Below are 16,827 nucleotides of genomic sequence, written 5' to 3' on the forward strand. Positions count from 1 at the left end.
GGTTGTCAGTAGGTTGCGCAAGCAGTTCCACCTCATCGCCAGGCTCAAGGATTACCTCTTCAGGGACCATCTCAAGATACAGCGTCATAGCGAAAGCGGTTTCGTTCTTGAAGCTGCCAACTATTGGGTAATTTTCTGGCGTCATGGCGAAGGTCTGATTCTGGCCGTGCTTTGCCTAATCGTCAGCGAGATTGTTCTGCACCGATACTTCTTCAACCTCGAAGCTCACCTTGTCGTCGAAATGAACATAAGCGATGACGGTGTCCCAGAACTCGTCAAGCAGCGCCTGTCCATTGCTGTCGAAGTCATTCAGCGCAGATAGGCGCAGCACACCATCCTTTGCTTCGCACCTTACATCTTTCTGCCAAGGGCGCTCGGCGAACTCCGAAAGCATGTCAGACACCGCATCAACGAGCTGAGCTTCCGTTAATCCCATGCAGATTACGGTGACACGATATAAGGGCATCTTCAAAGTCCGCTTCTGGCCGAGAGCAGCTACTACTCTGCAGGCTCAAAGGGACCAAATTCCCGATGGACTTCGCCAGCGCGAATGTCACGAGCCCATGTGTCAAACATTTCTTCGCCAACACCGCGTGCAAAGAACGTGACCGATGGGAATGCCAGCGAAATTTCTCGAAGCATCGCTATTAAGAGTTCGGCATGGATGGAGTTGTAGCCCGGGCGATCAAGCCCTTTTCCCTCGGCGGACGCCAGCAGGTCTTTGAGGACATCCAGCGACCAACCATTACCGACAACAAAGCTCTTGGCTGCTTCAGCGATCAGTTGAGGCGTGAGGCTTCCATGCGCGTAGTCGGCATCGTCCCATTGCAGTTCTAAGCGGGTGTAGTAGCTCATATCTTTCTCCCTCATCGATAAAAGATCCTAGAAAGCGCTCCCAGATTTCCGCTCTTGGCCGATGGGGCACTCGCAGGGGCACGTGCGAAGTCAATCTTCCAGCGGGGCGGTGCCGGTCGGCTTACCCGTATCGTCGAATGCGAACTTCCAGACATTGACCAGTTCGACCGGCTCCTCTCCGCAGACTGTGAACTCGAAGGTGCCTGCCGGAAAGTCGTAAAACATCCCGGCCTGGAGCTCGGTCGCGAGGTCGCCCTGCTGAAGCCGACACGCTCCTGACAGGACGTACATGCGACCTGCTTGATGGCTGCTTGGAAATCTCGCACCTGCCTTGTACCCGTTCCGACTCACGCGGAACTTCGAGACATCAGGAAACAATCGCCCTGTAGCTTCAAGAGTGAGAGGCTCAGTTGAAACGTCGCCCCAGATACGCGCGAGACTGTTCATTGCTATGTCCGGTTTTGGCTGACTGTAGCCGAGGCGAGGCTGACGCCCCGGGCCCCTTGCAGCAATCAGTTCCAGCCACCGTAAATGACCACTACATCGGATAGCAGTCGTTTGTCTGGTTGTAGTGGGATGTCCGTCGAAGTTCAGCACCATGCAGGCGACAGCGCTAGCTCTCGCGCCTAGGGAACGTCTGAACAAGTCCACCGATCATGCCGCTGCGCGTTGACTGACGCAAAGGAACTTGCGCGATGAGCCAATTGAGTTTTTCGGACGCGGAGTACGCCGGCAAGAGGAAGAAGACGCGGCGCGAGGTGTTCCTCGAAGAGATGGAGCAGGTGGTTCCGTGGAAGGCGCTGCTGAAGCTCATCGAGCCGCACTACCCGGTGGCCGGGCGCGGACGCAGGCCGTACCCGCTGGAGGCGATGCTGCGGGTGCACCTGATGCAGAACTGGTTTGCGCTGTCGGACCCGGCGATGGAGGAAGCGCTGTATGAGATCGCCTCGCTGCGCAACTTCGCGGGGCTGAACCTGAGCGAGCCGATTCCGGACGAGACGACGATCCTGAACTTCCGGCACATGCTGGAGGAATCCGATCTGGCCGAGGACATCTTCAAGCAGGTCAACGCGCACCTGTCGCGCAAGGGGTTGCTGCTCAAGCGAGGCAGCATCGTCGATGCGACCATCATTGCGGCGCCCAGCTCGACGAAGAACGCCGAGGGCGAACGCGACCCCGAGATGCATCAGACGAAGAAGGGCAATCAGTGGCACTTCGGGATGAAGGCGCACATCGGCGTGGACGCCGACAGCGGCCTGGTGCACACGGTCACAACGACGCCGGCCAATGAAGCGGATGTGGAGCAAGTGGCCGATCTGCTGCATGGCAAGGAGACTCAGGTGTGGGCCGACTCGGGCTATCGCGGCGCGCAAGGCCGCGTCGAGCGTGACGTGAAGTGGCACATCGCCGCGCGGCCCAGCGACATCGCCAAACTGCCCGAGGGCAAAGCCAAGGCGCGAGTACAGCAGCGCGAACACGCAAAGGCCAGCATACGCGCGAAGGTCGAGCATCCCTTCCGAGTGATCAAGCGCCAGTTCGGGCTGGTGAAGGTGCGCTTCCGTGGGCTGCAGAAGAACACCGCGCATCTGCTCACCCTGTTCGCGCTGTCGAATCTGTGGATGGCGCGAAGGCAATTGATGGGAGTCGTGCGTCTGAAGCTGGCGTGAGGGCCATGAACGACGCCGAAATCTCATTCAAGGTCGATTCGAGCATGCATTTGTTCAACCCTTGTAGCCCGCACGCGCTCAAATCGCGCTCGTTCGCCTGTTGTTCAGACCTTCCCTAGCACTATGGGGTGCAGATGATTTCTTGCGCCCGCACCGCTGGCCTCTCTCAAATTCCGTCATAAAGCGTTCAGGGGAAAAGCTGCAACCATGTGATCGATGAAGGCCTGGGCGGCAAGCGGAAGCCGCCAAGCGCACGAAATCGCAGTCCTCAGGATGATCCGTGCGAGGGCCGACCCCATGACTTGGCTGGCGGTGGAAAGAGCAGCGCCCCAGGGCTAGCCGGTTCGCCCTGCATGCCGTGCACGCGGCCTCGCGTAGGAAGTTGCTGTCTTCGTTGGAGACTTGCCTTCATTGAGTCGCCCAGGGAAGACCTCGACCACCCAGTCGATGAAGACCCGCAGTCGATGGGTGACATGCCGGGTCTGCGGGTAGACGACGTGGAAAGGATACGGCGCCGGTCGCCAGGGCTTCAGGATCTCCACCAGCGAGCCGTCGCGCAGCGACGAGTCGGCCGCATAGGTGAATGTCTGCACGATCCCCAGGCCTGCGACGCACGCGGCCAGATGTGCGTTGCTTTCGTTGACGCCCATGCGATGCTCGACCTTGATCTCGATCTTCTCGCCGTCGCGCTCGAATCGAAACGGCATGGCCCGGCCCGTCTGGCTGGACACGTAGCTCACCAGCCGGTGGCCGTTTTTCAGTTCGTCGGGGTATGCCGGCGTGCCGAACTGCTTGAGATAGTTTCGCGTGGCGCAGGTGATGAGCGCCGCGTTGCCCAGGTGCCGGGCCACGAGCGATGAACTGTCCAGCGGACCGCCGCGTATCACGCAGTCGACGTTGTCGCCGATCAGGTCCACCGGGCGGTCGGACACGCCCAGGTCAATGCGGATGTCCGGGTAGCGCGCCATGAAGTCCGGCAGCAGCGGAATGAGCACGTCACGCGCAGTGGAGCCGCCGACGTCGATGCGCAGATGTCCGCGCGGCCTGCCGCGTGCGAGATTGAACGAGGCATCGATGTCTTCAAGATCGCGCAGGATGCGCGTGCACTTGGCGTGGTAGTCCTGGCCTTCCGGCGTCACCGTCACGCGCCGGGTCGTGCGCTGCAGGAGCGACACCCCGAGATGGGCTTCCAGCTCTCGCACCAGCTTGCTCACCGTGGCGATGGGCATGTCGAGCGAATCGGCCGCGCGGGTGAACCCGCCGGCTTCCACCACGCGGGCGAAGGCGCGCATCGCCAGCAGTTGGTCCATGGGCACTCCTTGCTGCAGAACAAGCCCTTGATTATCCATATGCGTGGATAGTCATTCCATTCATCTCTCTTTTTCATTCAATGAGCGAGGCCTACATTTGCTCCATGCCTCCAACAAGGCGTCGCTGCAGAAGTGCAGCGGACTGCCGCGAGGCATCGATCCATCCTCATCCATTCACGAAACGGAGCACACCATGAACAAGCAACTCGAAGGCAAGATCGCCCTGGTCACCGGCGGCAGCAGCGGCATCGGCCTCGGTGCCGCGAAGGAACTCGCGGCGCAGGGCGCGCGCGTCTTCATCACAGGCCGTCGCCAGCAGGAGCTGGACGCGGCGGTCGCTCAGATCGGCTCTTCCGCCACGGCGCTGCGCGCCGACGCATCGGTGCTGTCGGACCTCGATGCCGTCTACGCTCACATCGCGAAGACGGCCGGCCGGCTGGACATCCTGTTCGCCAACGCAGGCGGCGGCGACATGATGCCGCTGGGCGCCATCACCGAAGAGCACTTCGACCGCATCTTCGGCACCAACGTGCGCGGCGTGCTGTTCACGGTGCAGAAGGCGCTGCCCCTGCTGAGCAACGGGGCCTCGGTGATCCTCACCTCGTCCACCACCTCCATCCAGGGCACGGCCAGTTTCAGCGTCTACAGCGCGAGCAAGGCGGCGGTGCGCAACTTCGCGCGCTCCTGGGCCCTGGACCTCAAGGACCGCGGCATCCGCGTGAACGCCGTGAGCCCCGGCCCGATCCGCACGCCCGGCCTGGGCGACCTCGTGCCCGAGGAAGCGCGCCAGGGGCTCTTCGACCACCTGGCATCGCAGGTACCTCTGGGCCGGCTGGGCGAGCCCGGCGAGATCGGCAAGGCCGTGGCCTTCCTCGCGTCCGACGCCGCCAGCTTCGTCAACGGCATCGAGCTCTTCGTCGACGGCGGCATGGCCCAAGTCTGAGCTGCCCACGCATCCAGAGGAAATTGCAAATGACCAAACTGACCACCGCGACCGATCTGCTCAACGCCTATCTGGACAGCGTCTCGAATCCCACGGCAGCCGGTGCACTCTTTGCGGAAGATGGCATCCTGGAACTTCCAACCATCAATGCACGAGCCCAGGGGCCGGCCGCTGTTGCCAATTTGCTGACGGGGTTGCTGAAGAAAGTTCCAGACTTCGCTTTTCAAGAGCCTACGTTCTGGATCCAGACGCCCGATCGAGTGTTTGCCGAGTACAGGGTCGAGGCACTGGTTCCGGACACCGGCAAGATCTACCGGCAAGTCTACGCGGGAGTTCTGATCGCAGAGGACGGTCGAATCAAGCTGTTGCGGGAGGCTCTTGATACGGCCGAGGCGACTCGCGCGTTCAAGAAGGACTGAGTTCGACCTGCCCCTTCCGACGTACCAATGTTGAGGTGGCGAGTCCAAGGTTGTGGAGACTACTTGATCTCCGGTGATTGCCTTGCATCGCCAGCGCGCTGGCGATGCAAGGCGGCGAACCTGCAGCCCGCAGACCAGTTCCTACCCGCCAGCCTCAGGCGCCCCACGCCGCGCCTTCTCGCTCATCTGAAACAGCTCCCCAGCCTTGCGAGCCATTTCAGCCGCAAGCCAAAGCAGGTTGTCCAGTCGTCGAGGCCCATCACCGCTGCACCAGTCGATCTCTTCACCGTGGCAGACCCACAGGAGAGCTTCAAGCTGAGTGAGGGTGTTTTCAAGAAGATCCGCCGGGTCTTGGGCGGTTTCTGCGGAAGCTACCGGCGTGCGAGGCCGGGCTATAGTCTTGGTAGCCATTTTTTGTGCGGTTCCTTCCAAGGTTGGTGCACGAACTTGGTTAGACGGCTGGGGTGCTGGTAACACCCTGGCCGTCGCCTTTTGATACCTCGCATCTGCATCGTTGCTTTCGCACCGACGACCTGCCGCGAGGCAAGCAGCCTTCGAACATCTGGTGGTAGCTTGGTGTGTTGCGCCTTTCTTCTCCCCTTGGCGGGGTATCGAGTGACAGGGGCATTCACTCTAGAGAAGAACACGGCAAGCGGCCGTTCCGCACAGCACGAAGTCGCAGAGACTGCCAACAAATGCAGCTTCCGCAATACGCTGTGCGCAGACCCCGCGGGCCTCTCAGCGAGTCAGCCCCGTCGGCGTGAGCGTCGCCCTGAACAAGCAGCGCATCGATTGGTTCGAGCTTGCTTGAATCGTTTTCGGCCGGATCGAGGCGTTGCGCTGAACGCCCCTTCCCGATCTCTTTGCTGCATGCGGAGCGCCCTTGTACGGGCGCCCCGCAGCGTTCAGTTCACCGTATGCGAGCCCAGGCCCGCGGAGGTGTCGATGGGAAAACTGTCCCATTGCGTCGCCGTATCGAAAGCAATGCCCGGGTTGGGATCGCCCGATTTGACGGTGGGCTTGCGGCGCAACGTCTGGTTCAGCGTGCTGGCGCCGTTGGCGCTCTTCCACTCGGTTCCGGGGTCGAACCCGACCTGGCCGATGCGGTCGATGACCGTGCCCGATTTCTCCAGCGTCAGGGCATCGTCGCCGTTGAAGTTGGCGACGCCGCTGTCGAACGTGCCGACAGGCTTGAAGGCGGCGGTGGCACCGGAGTTCGCCAGCACGACCGTGCCGCCAGGCGGCAGGGAGCCGCTCAGCGCCTGCGTGCTCGTAGCCGCGGTCGCGCCGTTCGAATACAGCTTGACGGCATAGAGGCTCAGGTCGATCGCCGAAGCGGTCGGGTTGTAGAGCTCGATCGCCTTGTTGTTCGACGAACCTTCCACGTACTCGCTGAAGAACAGATCGGGCGGGCCGGGCGGCAGCACCACGACCGTGGTGGTGACATTCACATTGCCCGTCTTCGTCGCGGTCTGGCCGGCGGAGTTGGTGAGCGTGACCACCACGCTGAAGGTGCCGGGGGCCGCGTAGGTGTGCGTGACGGCGCCGGTGCCCGCTGCCGTGGTGGCGGCGGTGCCGTCACCCCAGTCCACCGTCAGCGACGTCAGGGTGGTCGCACCACCAGGCGTGGCTTCGGTGATATCCATGCTGTAGGTCTCGCCGGTCTTCGCCGAAGCCGGAATCGACGCGCTGACGATGGGCTCGACCACGGCGGCATCGGCCGCGAGGTTCAAGCCCACCAGCACCGGGTCATGGTCCGACGCGCGGAACGGCGTGGGCGCGTAGCGGTCGTCGGTGGTGAAGTCGGTGTTGTAGTCGAGCGCGGTCGGTTCGTCGGAGTTGATGTGCCACACGTTCACGCCGTTGACCTGCGTCGCCAGCGAGGCCGATACGTAGGCATGGTCGAGCGCGCCGGTCTCGCCGCCGAACACGTAGGTGTAGCGGTCGGCCGCGGGCATGCGCTTGAGCAGGCTCTCGTTGCCCGCGGCCTCGAGTTGCTTGGTCGGGTCTTCGAGCAGGTAGCTGTTGAAGTCGCCCATCATCAGCACATCGGTCTCGCCGGTCGTGCCCATGGCCTTGAGCTTGCCGACGAAGCTGTTCAGTGCCTGCGCCTGTTTGACGCGCGCGAGGTTCCAGCAGCCCTGGCCCTGGTCGACGTCGCCCGTGGTCGGGCAGCTGCCCTTGCTCTTCAGGTGATTGACCACGAACCAGAAGCCGCCGTTGTTGCCGACCACGCTGAAGCGCTGGGCCAGCGGCGGGCGGCCGCTGGCGGCGGTGTAGTCGGCCAGGTCGGCGCCGGTCGGCAGCACGGCGTTGCCGACGCGCTGCACCTTCGCGGGCTTGTAGAGGATGTCGACCTTGATGGCGTCGGTGCCGAACACACCGCTGTTGACCGCCGCATAGGTGTTCGCGCCGACCTTGGCGTTGAGGGCGGCCAGCAGGTCGTTCGTCGCGACGTCGGTGTTCTGGATCTCCATCAGGCCGATCACGTCGGCGTCGAGCCCCGCGATGGCCGCCACGATCTTGGCCTGCTGCCGCTTGAACTCGTTCAGGTTGTTCGCGCCGCGGCAGTCCGTCGCTACGCCTGTGCCGAGCAGGCAGACCTGGCCGGTCTGGCCTGCAGAGTTCGTGCCGTCCTGGAAGGTGGTGAAGTAGTTGAGCACGTTGAGGCTGGCCACCTTCAGCGAACCGCCGACCACCGGCGCCGTGGGCTGGCGCGGGTTGGCCTGCGCGAACACCGGCGCGACCGTCGGCTGGATGCGGTAGGCGCCGAAGTTGTGGCTCAGGATGCCGGTGATCTTCTGCGTGGTGTCACCCATGCGGCGGGTGCCGTCGGTGCCGGCCGCGCTCAGGTACGGAATGGGGTTCGGGTTGGACACCGACGAGCCGTCGTCCAGCATGATGCGCGAGAGCAGGTTCTGCGCATGCGTCGCCGTCGCGTTGCCGTTGGTCGGGTTGAACTGGCGCCCGTTCAGCGACAGCACCATCTGGCCGTAGCGGCCCAGCTCGAAGAGCTCTGTCACCGCCAGGGGCTGCGCGATCTCGACCAACATGCCCTCGTAGCGCTCCAGCGTGGATTCGTCCGCCACCGGCAGCGTGATCTGCGTGGGCTTGACGACCACGCCGCTGCCGCAGACGCTGATGGCCAGCGCAGTGGCGCCAGTTCCGGCGATCTCGGTGATGCTGTCAGGCTTCGCGCCGGCACCGGCTGTCTGGCCGAACTCGGTCACCTCGCCGGTGACCTGCACGAAGTCGCCGACGGCCACGCGGGTGCTGCCGCTCGGCGCGTAGACGAAGACGCCTTCGGAGGTCAGCGGATCGGCATCGGGCACGAGCTGCTGTACGAAGAATCCATTCAGCTTCACCGAGGCGGAGCCGGAGTTCTGGAAATCGCCCACCACCACGCCGCGCACGGTCACGGCCTGGTTCGCCATGGGGCTGATGTGGCCCGTGCCTTGCACGGACGAGATGGCCGTCAGAGGTGCGCCGGCCGGAACGGCTGCCGCGCACGTGGGCGGCGTCGCCTCGGGTGTGGCGTTGTCAGGCTGCGTGGCCGGTGGCTGCGTCGCCGGAGGCGGCGTGTTGCCGGAGGGCGAGCCGCCGGACGATGGGGGAATCAGTGGAAAGGAAGCGCCGCCACCACCGCCGCCGCAGGCGGTCAGCGCGATGGCAAGAGCAGTCAGCGCCAGTGTCCTGAATGGCCACGCGGGCCTCGATCCTCGTCCTCGATGCGTCATTTGGGGTCTCTCTTGTTGTTGGGGCCGGCAAGCGAACCGCGGCCGTTTTTATGGTTCTTGTGTGTAACCCCCGAGACACCCCCAGGCAGCCCTGGGTGATGGGGCGCCGGGCTGGCCGCCAGCGCCAAGCCGAATCCCGCCTGTGTCCTGTCCTGCTTGTGTCGAGCATGAATATCGCAAGCCTCGCGGCATGTTTCCCAGGAGGAGATGGCGCGAGGTCCCGCCGGAACATGCACCAAGGTCGAGCGCCTCTGCGCGTCTCTTGTGAAGTCGCCTGTGCGGATATCAGCCGGCGGCAATGGCTTTTGCCAATGGCGCCCATTGCGCCGCAAAGGCCTCCGCGCGCAGCGCCGGCTCGAAACTTTGCACCGAGACGGTGACCACGCGCTCGATCACGAAGGCGTCCTGCTCCATCATGGCTTCGAGTTCATTGGAGTCGGCGCAATGGACCAGCATCACCCCACCCGTGCCGTCCGCGAGTGGTCCTGCGGCGAGGATGTGTCCCGACTTGGTGAACCTGCCCAGCCATTGTTTGTGGGCGTCCAGATGCCCGTTGACTTCCTCGATGGGGCGCGCGTAGTTCAGCGTTACGACGTAAAGCATGGTTTTCCTCGGATGTTGAATGAAACGTGTGTTTGGGGCGATGCGCCTTCAGTCGCGCAGAGCCGCGTCGACCACCCGCAGCACGCCGGCCCGTGCGTCTTCCATGGCACGCGCCCGGATATCCGGGCCCCTGGACATGCTCTCGGCCCGCAGGTAATGCACGTCGGTGATGCCGATGAATCCGAAGGCCGCCTTGAGATAGGTCTCCTGGAAGTCGAGCGCGGCCATGGGCCCCGCGGTGTAGACGCCGCCGCGCGTGGAAGCGACGATCACGCGCTTGCCGCCGGCCAGGCCGACGGGACCGGCGGGCGTGTACTTGAAGGTCTTGCCGGGTTGCATGACGCGATCGATCCAGGCCTTCAACTGGGTCGCGACGGAGAAGTTGTACATGGGCGCGCCGACGACGATGACGTCGCTGCCCTGGAGTTCGTGAACCAGCGCGTCGGACCGGGCATGTTCACGCGCCACGTGGGGGTCGTCCGAAGCGATGGACAGGTCGCGGAATCCGGAAGCGATGGGGCCGTCGAGATGAGGAATGGCGTCCAGCACGAGGTCGCGGTAGACGACGTTGGCGTCCGGGTTGTGCGTGCGGATCGCCGACACGATGGAAGCACTGAGGGCGCGTGAACCGGAGGCATCGCCGAGGATGCTGGAATCGAGATGAAGGACTTGCATGATGTGGGAGTGTCGAGAGGAGCCATGAAGATAGGCGCAGCCTCCTCGCGGCACCAGACGGCACAATCGCAACTCTTCGTTCTGGCCCGCAGGACAATCAATGCAGCAGCCCGCACCCGCACAGTCCCCAGACCTCGCCATGCGCGGGAACTCGCCCGTGGACCTGAATGATTTCGCCCTCTTCGTGGCGGTCGTGTCGCACGGCAGCTTCTCGGCTGCCGGGCGCGCAATGAGCATGCCGAAGTCGCGCATCAGCCGACGCATCGCCGATCTCGAGAAGCGGCTCGGCGTGCGGCTTCTGCAGCGCTCCACGCGTGCGATGCATGTGACCGAGGTCGGCGCTGCGTTCCTTCAGCACTGCGAGGCCATGACCCATGCCGCCCGTGCCGCCATGGAAGTGGCCGAGCATGCGAACGCCCGGCCGGCCGGGCGGTTGCGCGTTAGCTGCCCAGTGGGGATCGCGCATCTTTTTCTCGCGCCGGTGCTCCCGGTGTTCCTGACGCGGTACCCCGACGTCCGCCTCGACCTGGAATTGACCAACCGAAGGGTCGACGTCGTCGCTGAAGGATTCGATGTGGCGGTGCGAGTGCGGACCGTCGTCGACGATTCCCAACTGATCGTGCGCAACTTCGGCCTGAGTCAGCAGGTGCTGGTGGCCAGCCCAGGCTTCGTCGCGGCGCACGGCCCGTTCGGAACCGTGGCCTCGCTACAGGGCCAGGTCGGCATCGGGCTCGGCGTGACCCTGGGCGAGCGTCCGGCTTGGCGGGTCACCGGTCCGCAAGGCGTCGATGAGGCCATCGAGTACGTGCCGATGCTCGCGACCGACGATGTCCACCTGATCTGGCAGACCGTGCTCGCGGGCGTAGGCATCGCGAAGCTTCCCTTCAACCTGTGTGCGGAGTCGATCGAGAAGGGGGAACTGAAAATCCTGCTGCCCGACCACACGCTCGCGCCGCACCAACTGCATGCCGTGTTTCCATCACGGCGCGGCCTGGTGCCTGCGGTTCGGGCACTGATCGACGTGTTGAGCCTGGAGCTCACTCAGGCGATGACGGAGGCCAACCGCCGCTTTTCAGTGCTGCTCGAAGCCGCCCAGCGCGATTGACGCTGCGCAATCGGCGCGCGGCTGCTAGGGTGTCGTGGCCGCCGCTTCGGCTGCGCGTTCGATGAACGCGGCAACTTCCTTCGGGTGAGAAACGAGCGACATGTGGCTCGAGCGAAGCGCGATGCTCTTCGCGCCGATGTTCTGCACGGTCCAGCGCTGCACGCGCGGTGCCAGTGCGTTGTCGTTCTCGGTGACGAGGTACCAGCTGGGCTTGTCGTGCCAGGCTGCGTGGGTCACTTTTTCTTCGAACGCGCGCGCCGCCATCGGCTGTTGCGCCGCGGCCAGCAGTTGCACCTTCGCCAGCGGCACGTCGCCGGCCATCACCTTGCCGAAGGCACCCGCATCGTCGAGCCACACGAGGCCGTTGGCGTCGGGCTGCATGCCGTCCATAGGCGCCTTCTGTCGGGTCAAAAGCTCGGCCACGGACTCGTTGGAGTCGGGCACGAGCGCGGAGAGGTAGACCAAGCCCTTCACATTGGGTGCATTGCCGGCTTCGGTGATGACGGCGCCCGCCCAGGAGTGCCCCACCAGCAGCACCGAATCTCCCTTGCGTTCCAGCACGCGGCGAGTGGCAGCCACATCGTCGGCCAGGCCCGTCAGCGGGTTCTGCACGGCTGTGGCGTTGTAGCCCTTGCGCTGCAGGAGCGCGGTGACCTCGGACCACGAGGAGCCATCGGCGAAGGCGCCGTGGACCAGCACGATGTCTTTCACGACGCGCGGCCCGGCTGGGCCGGCCGTGGCGAGGGCTGCGAACAGCGACAACGCAGCAAAGGCGACAGACAGTTTCATCAAGCGCTTCATACCTTGAATCCTCGAAGAGGAACGGGAAGTCGAAGAGGCTCCTTGCGGAAGCGGACGGTGCCATCGGGTTACCCCTATCCAGGGGCACGCCGGATGCAAATACATTTTACTGAAAATCCGTAATGTAAATACATGCACAGACCTTCCGCACCCCGTCGCACGCATGCCGAACGCAGCGCCGCCACAAGAAAACACCTGATCGCCACGGCCATCGATGTGATCCAGACCCGAAGCCTGGAGGACATGTCGATCCACGAACTGGCCAGGACCGCCGGCATGACTTCCGGCGCGGTCCAGCATCACTTCGAATCGAAGGCGGTGCTGATGATGCAGGTGCTCGGCGAGCTCATCCAGTCGGGTGTGGATGCGGGCGAACTCTGGCCTGCGGAAACCTTGCCGCTGCACGAACGCGCGTCGGCTTTCGTCAACGCGGCCTGGCAGTTGATCTACGCGCAGCCTCGCTTCGTCGCAGCCTGGAACATCTACCTCGGCACGCGCAATCAACCCGAAGTCCTCGCGCAAATTGCCAGTCTTCGGATCGAACTCGGCGAACAAATGGAAGCGGGATTCTTCGGCGCCTTCCCGGAACTCGAGAACGCCGCCGATCGGCACGCAGTCGTAGGGCTTGTCTTCTCCGCGCTGCGGGGCCTGGGCCTCCTGCAGCTCTTTCCCTCTACCGCCGAGGAAGTGCGCTCGGAGCGATCGCAAGCGCAACTCGCGTGCCTTGCGGATCTGATCGTCGCGCACTGCGAAGCGGCCGCGGCGCCTCGCAAGCCCAGGAAGCCTTCGCGCGCCCCGGCGGCACGCAGCTAGGCCCGGGCGAACACCTATTTTCCAGGAGACAAGATGAACCCTATCCACACGCCCAGGCTGCTGCTCGCGATCCTCATCTCTTCATGCGCCGCAGCCAGTTGGGCAGACGCTGCGGTGTACCCAGCCAAGCCAATTCAACTGATCGCGCAACAACCGCCGGGCAGCGCATCGGACTCGATGACGCGCGTCTGGGCCGACTGCATCGCACGCGAACTCGCGCACCCGGTGATCGTGCAGAACAAGCCAGGTGCCAATGGCTTGCTGGCCATCAACAACCTCAAGGGGCAGTCGCCCGACGGCTACACGCTGATGAGCATCGGCATGTCCCAGATGAGCATCACGCCCTACACCTACAAGCAGCGCCCCTACGATCCGGCGACCGACTTCGAGGGCATCGCGATCCTGGGCACCTCGCCGCTCGTGCTCACGGTGCCCGCGGGCGAAGGCATCGCGCGGCTGGCTGACCTGGAGAAGCTGGCGAAGACCACGCCCGGCGGCATCAACTTCGGGTCTCCCGGCAAGGGAAGCCCGGCACACTTGCTGACCACGGCGCTGCTGGACAAGGTTGGCGTGCCAGGCACGCACGTGCCCTTCGTCGGCGAGGGCGCGGGCCTCACCGGGCTGATCGGCAAGCAGATCCAGGCCATGACGCTCGTGATCGGCACGGCGGCGCAGCAGGTGAAGGCCGGCAAGCTCGTGGCACTGGCGGTCTTCGACAGCCAGCGATCGAAGCTGCTGCCTGACGTGCCTACGATTGCCGAATTGGTTCCGGCCGCGGCAGATCTTGCGAGGCCTTCCTGGATTGCGGTGGTGGGCAAGGCGGGGCTGCCACAGCCGATCGCGGCCAAGCTCAACGTAGCAACGGAGCAATGCCGCACCAACGAACAGTACAAGGCACGCATGGAGGCAATGAACGTCACGCTCATTGCTTCCGCGCCTGCGGATGTGCGCAGCTGGGCAGCTCGCGATGCCGCGGTGTGGCGCCCATTGATCGACAGGCTGGGCCTGGCCACCGAATGAACGCGAAGCACGCACCCGAGGTGCGCCTGGCCCATGGCGGCGGGCTCAGGGGTGCATGGCTCGACGGCGTGCGTGTCTTCAAAGGCGTGCGCTATGCGCAGCCGCCCTTCGGCGCGCTGCGATTCGAGGCCCCGGTGCCCGTGCCCGGATGGACAGGCGTGCGCGATGCCTCCTCGTTCGGCCCGGTCGCCTTCCAATGGCCGCGCGACCCGCAGGCGCAGGACGACCCGCGCGGCGGCGAAGACGCGCTGCGGCTGAACATCTGGGCGCCGGATGCGCCGCCCGGCGCCCATCTGCCGGTGATGGTCTGGGTCCATGGCGGTGGGTTCTTCCGCGGCGGCGCGAGCGATCCACTGTACGACGGCGCCTCGTTCGCAAGGCAGGGCGTGGTGTTCGTCTCCATCCAGTACCGGCTTGGCGTGGACGGCTTCGCACACCTTCCTTCGGCGCCGGACAACCGCGGGTTGCTCGACCAGCTCGCGGCGCTGCAGTGGGTCCAGGCCTTCATCTCCGCTTGGGGCGGCGACCCCGAAAGGGTCACCGTGTTCGGCCAATCCGCGGGGGCCGGTGCCCTGGCTTGCCTGATGGGCATGCCCGCTTCGCGCGGCCTCTTTCACCGCGCAATCCTTCAGAGCCCGAGCATCGCTTGTCAGAGCGTGGACGAAGCCACCGTGGCTTTCCGGGCGATCGCGTCGGTGGCCGGCATCGAGCCGACGCGATTGGCCATGGCCGCGGCGCCCATCACCGTTCTTCTGCAAGCGGTGCATGCACTGGCGAGCGACCCGCGCCTGCGAAAAGCGCACGGCATGAGCGCCCGCAACCTCTTCCCGTTGCGCCCTGTCGTCGACGGGCGGATCCTGCGGGCAGAGCCCCTGCAGGCGATGGCGGATGAATGGACGGCCGCACCGAGGCGCTTGCAGATCCTGGTGGGCAGCAATGCGCAAGAGATGCGCCTGTACTACGTGCCGACGGACGCGCTCTCCCGCCTGACCGCCACGGACCTCGAGGACTTCGTTCGCGAAGCCGGCCTGCCGATGCCCGCCGGCCAGGAAAGCCCCGGCGCCGCGCTGTGCGCGTTGCAGTCCGAGTACTTCTACAGCACCCCTGCCCGGCGGATCGCCGAGCTGGCCGACGCGCACCTCGGGCCGACGTACCGGTATCTCTTTTCCTGGCGCTCGCCGCAATGCGGCGGCCGGTTGGGCGCCGCGCATGGTGTCGAATTGCCATTCGTCTTCGCAAACCTGCATACCCCCATGGGCCGCGAGTTTGCGGGAGCCGCGGCGCCCGGTGAGCTGGCGCGCGAGATGCACGAAGCCTGGGCGCGGTTCGCAAAAGAAGGTGATCCGGGCTGGCCCGCGCACACATCCGCGCGCCCCTGGACCAGGACCTTCGACGGGCCTTCGAGAAAGGTCGCCTCGGCGCATTCGCAGCCAATGTCTCCCATCGAAAGTCGAGAAGCAGTTTTCATGTCCAGGCAAAACACAGCACTGTCAGTTGAAGAAGTCCGCGAGGCGCTGGTCGGGGTTCTGGGCGAATCCCGGGTCCTGCAGGACCCGGGTCGCCTGGAGGCGCATTCAGGCGATTGGAGCGAGGCCAAGCGCGTGCGCCCATCGCTCGTCATCTGTCCACGGACGCCGCAGGAAGTGGCCAGTGCGCTCGCTGTCTGCTCGCGCCTGGGGCAGCAGGTGGTGGTGCAGGGTGGCCTCACCGGCCTGGCCGGAGGCGCGACGCCGTGCAACGGCGAGATAGCGCTCTCGCTGGCCAGGCTCAACGCCGTGGAGGACCTCGACGAGGTCGCGGGGACCGTGCGGGTGCAGGCCGGCGTGGTGCTCGAAGAACTCCAGCAGTGGGTCGAAAAGCGGGACTGGACTTTTCCGCTGGACCTCGGTGCCCGTGGCTCCTGCCATGTCGGCGGCAACGCAGCCACGAACGCGGGCGGCAACCGCGTCATCCGCTTCGGCACGATGCGTGAACGGGTCCTCGGCCTGGAGGTCGCGCTGCCCGACGGCCGGCTTCTGTCGATGCTCAACCGGGTGACGAAGAACACGACTGGCATCGACCTGAAGCATCTTTTCATCGGGTCTGAAGGCACGCTGGGGGTCATCACCCGGTTGGACCTGAAGCTGTCGCCCAAGCCGACATCGTCGAGCACCGCCCTTTGCGCGCTGCCGTCATTCGAGGCAGCAACGCAGCTCGTGAGAGACCTGCAGCGGGCCTTGCCGGGGCTGTCGGCGTTCGAGGTGATGTGGAGCGACTATCTGGCTGCCGCGACGCAGATCACTTCGCTGCGGCGTCCGTTCGAGGAAGACCATCCGGTGTACGTGCTGATCGAGACGCTCGGGGCCGACGACCTTGCCGATCGGGAGGCGCTTGAGCGAGCCTTGGGGCAGGCACTCGATTCAGGCCTGGTCGCCGACGTGATCGTGGCCCAGTCCGTGGAGGATTCAAGGCGCCTCTGGACGTACCGTGAAGCCGTTGGTGAACTCCTCGGTGCATTGAAACCCTTTGCCGCCTTCGACGTGGGCATTCCGATGTCTCGCATGCAGGAGTTCGTCGAGCAGGTCGGACGGGATCTCAGGCAGCTCTTTCCGGACCAGAAGCATCTCTTCTTCGGTCACATCGGCGATGGCAACCTGCACGTGCTGTCCGGTCCGCACAGTGCCAACGGCAGCCTGCACGAGATCGAGAAGATGGTGTATCTCGCCACGGAACGGGCGGGCGGCTGCATCTCCGCGGAACACGGCATCGGCGTGGTCAAGAAGGAATTCCTGCCCCACAGCCGTACCGGCGAGGAGCTCGACACGATGCGCAGCCTCAAGCTGCTTTTTGACCCGGCGAACATACTCAACGCAGGGCGCGTCTTCGATGCCGCCTGAGGC

The 16,827-nt window shown here is 64.6% G+C and carries 16 protein-coding genes; 7 read left to right on the plus strand and 9 right to left on the minus strand.

Annotation, left to right across the window (positions count from 1 at the left end):
* Positions 1–175: 175 nt before the first annotated feature.
* The 3 genes from ABL838_RS22690 to ABL838_RS22700 form a co-directional block, all read right to left on the minus strand.
* On the minus strand, positions 176–436 hold the full coding sequence (locus ABL838_RS22690) for a hypothetical protein (RefSeq protein WP_418122017.1): 261 nt from the start codon (positions 434–436) through the stop codon (positions 176–178).
* A gap of 62 nt (positions 437–498) precedes the next feature.
* Complete coding sequence (locus ABL838_RS22695) at positions 499–855, minus strand: hypothetical protein (protein ID WP_418122019.1); 357 nt, start codon at positions 853–855, stop codon at positions 499–501.
* A 90-nt stretch (positions 856–945) separates the two neighbouring features.
* Positions 946–1,146: a hypothetical protein gene (locus ABL838_RS22700; RefSeq protein WP_418122021.1), complete on the minus strand. Its 201-nt coding sequence runs from the start codon at positions 1,144–1,146 to the stop codon at positions 946–948.
* Between the two features lie 404 nt (positions 1,147–1,550).
* On the opposite strand from ABL838_RS22700, the gene ABL838_RS22705 reads away from it, so the two are divergent.
* The gene (locus tag ABL838_RS22705) at positions 1,551–2,522 is read left to right on the plus strand and encodes an IS5 family transposase (RefSeq protein WP_418122023.1); all 972 of its coding nucleotides are present in this window, start codon (positions 1,551–1,553) and stop codon (positions 2,520–2,522) included.
* Positions 2,523–2,857: 335 nt separating this feature from the next.
* Here ABL838_RS22705 and ABL838_RS22710 read toward each other — a convergent pair whose 3' ends face one another.
* Entirely contained in the window at positions 2,858–3,832 is a 975-nt protein-coding gene (locus ABL838_RS22710; RefSeq protein WP_418122026.1) for a LysR family transcriptional regulator, read from the minus strand.
* A gap of 193 nt (positions 3,833–4,025) precedes the next feature.
* Between ABL838_RS22710 and ABL838_RS22715 the strand changes: the two genes are divergently transcribed.
* A complete protein-coding gene (locus tag ABL838_RS22715; RefSeq protein ID WP_184642738.1) occupies positions 4,026–4,775 on the plus strand; it encodes a glucose 1-dehydrogenase in 750 nt (249 codons plus the stop codon).
* A 29-nt stretch (positions 4,776–4,804) separates the two neighbouring features.
* Positions 4,805–5,194: a nuclear transport factor 2 family protein gene (locus tag ABL838_RS22720; RefSeq protein ID WP_418122028.1), complete on the plus strand. Its 390-nt coding sequence runs from the start codon at positions 4,805–4,807 to the stop codon at positions 5,192–5,194.
* Positions 5,195–5,335: 141 nt separating this feature from the next.
* On the opposite strand, the gene ABL838_RS22725 is transcribed toward ABL838_RS22720, so the two are convergent.
* The 4 genes from ABL838_RS22725 to ABL838_RS22740 all read right to left on the minus strand — a co-directional run bounded on the left by ABL838_RS22725 (position 5,336) and on the right by ABL838_RS22740 (position 10,209).
* Positions 5,336–5,605: a hypothetical protein gene (locus ABL838_RS22725; protein ID WP_418117437.1), complete on the minus strand. Its 270-nt coding sequence runs from the start codon at positions 5,603–5,605 to the stop codon at positions 5,336–5,338.
* A 494-nt stretch (positions 5,606–6,099) separates the two neighbouring features.
* Complete coding sequence (locus tag ABL838_RS22730; protein ID WP_418122030.1) at positions 6,100–8,931, minus strand: ExeM/NucH family extracellular endonuclease; 2,832 nt, start codon at positions 8,929–8,931, stop codon at positions 6,100–6,102.
* Between the two features lie 285 nt (positions 8,932–9,216).
* A complete protein-coding gene (locus ABL838_RS22735) occupies positions 9,217–9,534 on the minus strand; it encodes a YciI family protein (RefSeq protein ID WP_418122032.1) in 318 nt (105 codons plus the stop codon).
* 48 nt (positions 9,535–9,582) lie between these two features.
* Positions 9,583–10,209, minus strand: coding sequence for an FMN-dependent NADH-azoreductase (locus tag ABL838_RS22740; RefSeq protein ID WP_418117440.1), 627 nt, complete (start codon positions 10,207–10,209; stop codon positions 9,583–9,585).
* A 157-nt stretch (positions 10,210–10,366) separates the two neighbouring features.
* On the opposite strand from ABL838_RS22740, the gene ABL838_RS22745 reads away from it, so the two are divergent.
* Positions 10,367–11,314, plus strand: a complete 948-nt coding sequence (locus ABL838_RS22745; protein WP_418122034.1) for a LysR substrate-binding domain-containing protein — start codon at positions 10,367–10,369, stop codon at positions 11,312–11,314.
* 24 nt (positions 11,315–11,338) lie between these two features.
* On the opposite strand, the gene ABL838_RS22750 is transcribed toward ABL838_RS22745, so the two are convergent.
* Positions 11,339–12,103 carry an alpha/beta hydrolase gene (locus ABL838_RS22750; protein WP_418122035.1) on the minus strand — a complete coding sequence of 255 codons (765 nt, stop codon included), beginning with the start codon at positions 12,101–12,103 and terminating at the stop codon, positions 11,339–11,341.
* A gap of 144 nt (positions 12,104–12,247) precedes the next feature.
* Here ABL838_RS22750 and ABL838_RS22755 point away from each other — a divergent pair, with 144 nt between their 5' ends.
* From ABL838_RS22755 to ABL838_RS22765, 3 genes are read left to right on the plus strand one after another with little or no spacing between them, the layout of a single operon-like run.
* On the plus strand, positions 12,248–12,928 hold the full coding sequence (locus tag ABL838_RS22755; protein WP_126023505.1) for a TetR/AcrR family transcriptional regulator: 681 nt from the start codon (positions 12,248–12,250) through the stop codon (positions 12,926–12,928).
* A 33-nt stretch (positions 12,929–12,961) separates the two neighbouring features.
* Positions 12,962–13,948, plus strand: a complete 987-nt coding sequence (locus tag ABL838_RS22760) for a Bug family tripartite tricarboxylate transporter substrate binding protein (RefSeq protein ID WP_418122038.1) — start codon at positions 12,962–12,964, stop codon at positions 13,946–13,948.
* Positions 13,945–16,824 (plus strand): carboxylesterase family protein, encoded by a 2,880-nt coding sequence (locus tag ABL838_RS22765; protein ID WP_418122040.1) that lies wholly within the window; start codon positions 13,945–13,947, stop codon positions 16,822–16,824. Before ABL838_RS22760 ends, ABL838_RS22765 begins: the two co-directional genes overlap by 4 nt.
* Positions 16,825–16,827 lie beyond the last annotated feature (3 nt).

It is taken from the genome of Variovorax sp. 160MFSha2.1, assembly GCF_048305075.1.
Lineage (GTDB): Bacteria > Pseudomonadota > Gammaproteobacteria > Burkholderiales > Burkholderiaceae_C > Variovorax > Variovorax guangxiensis.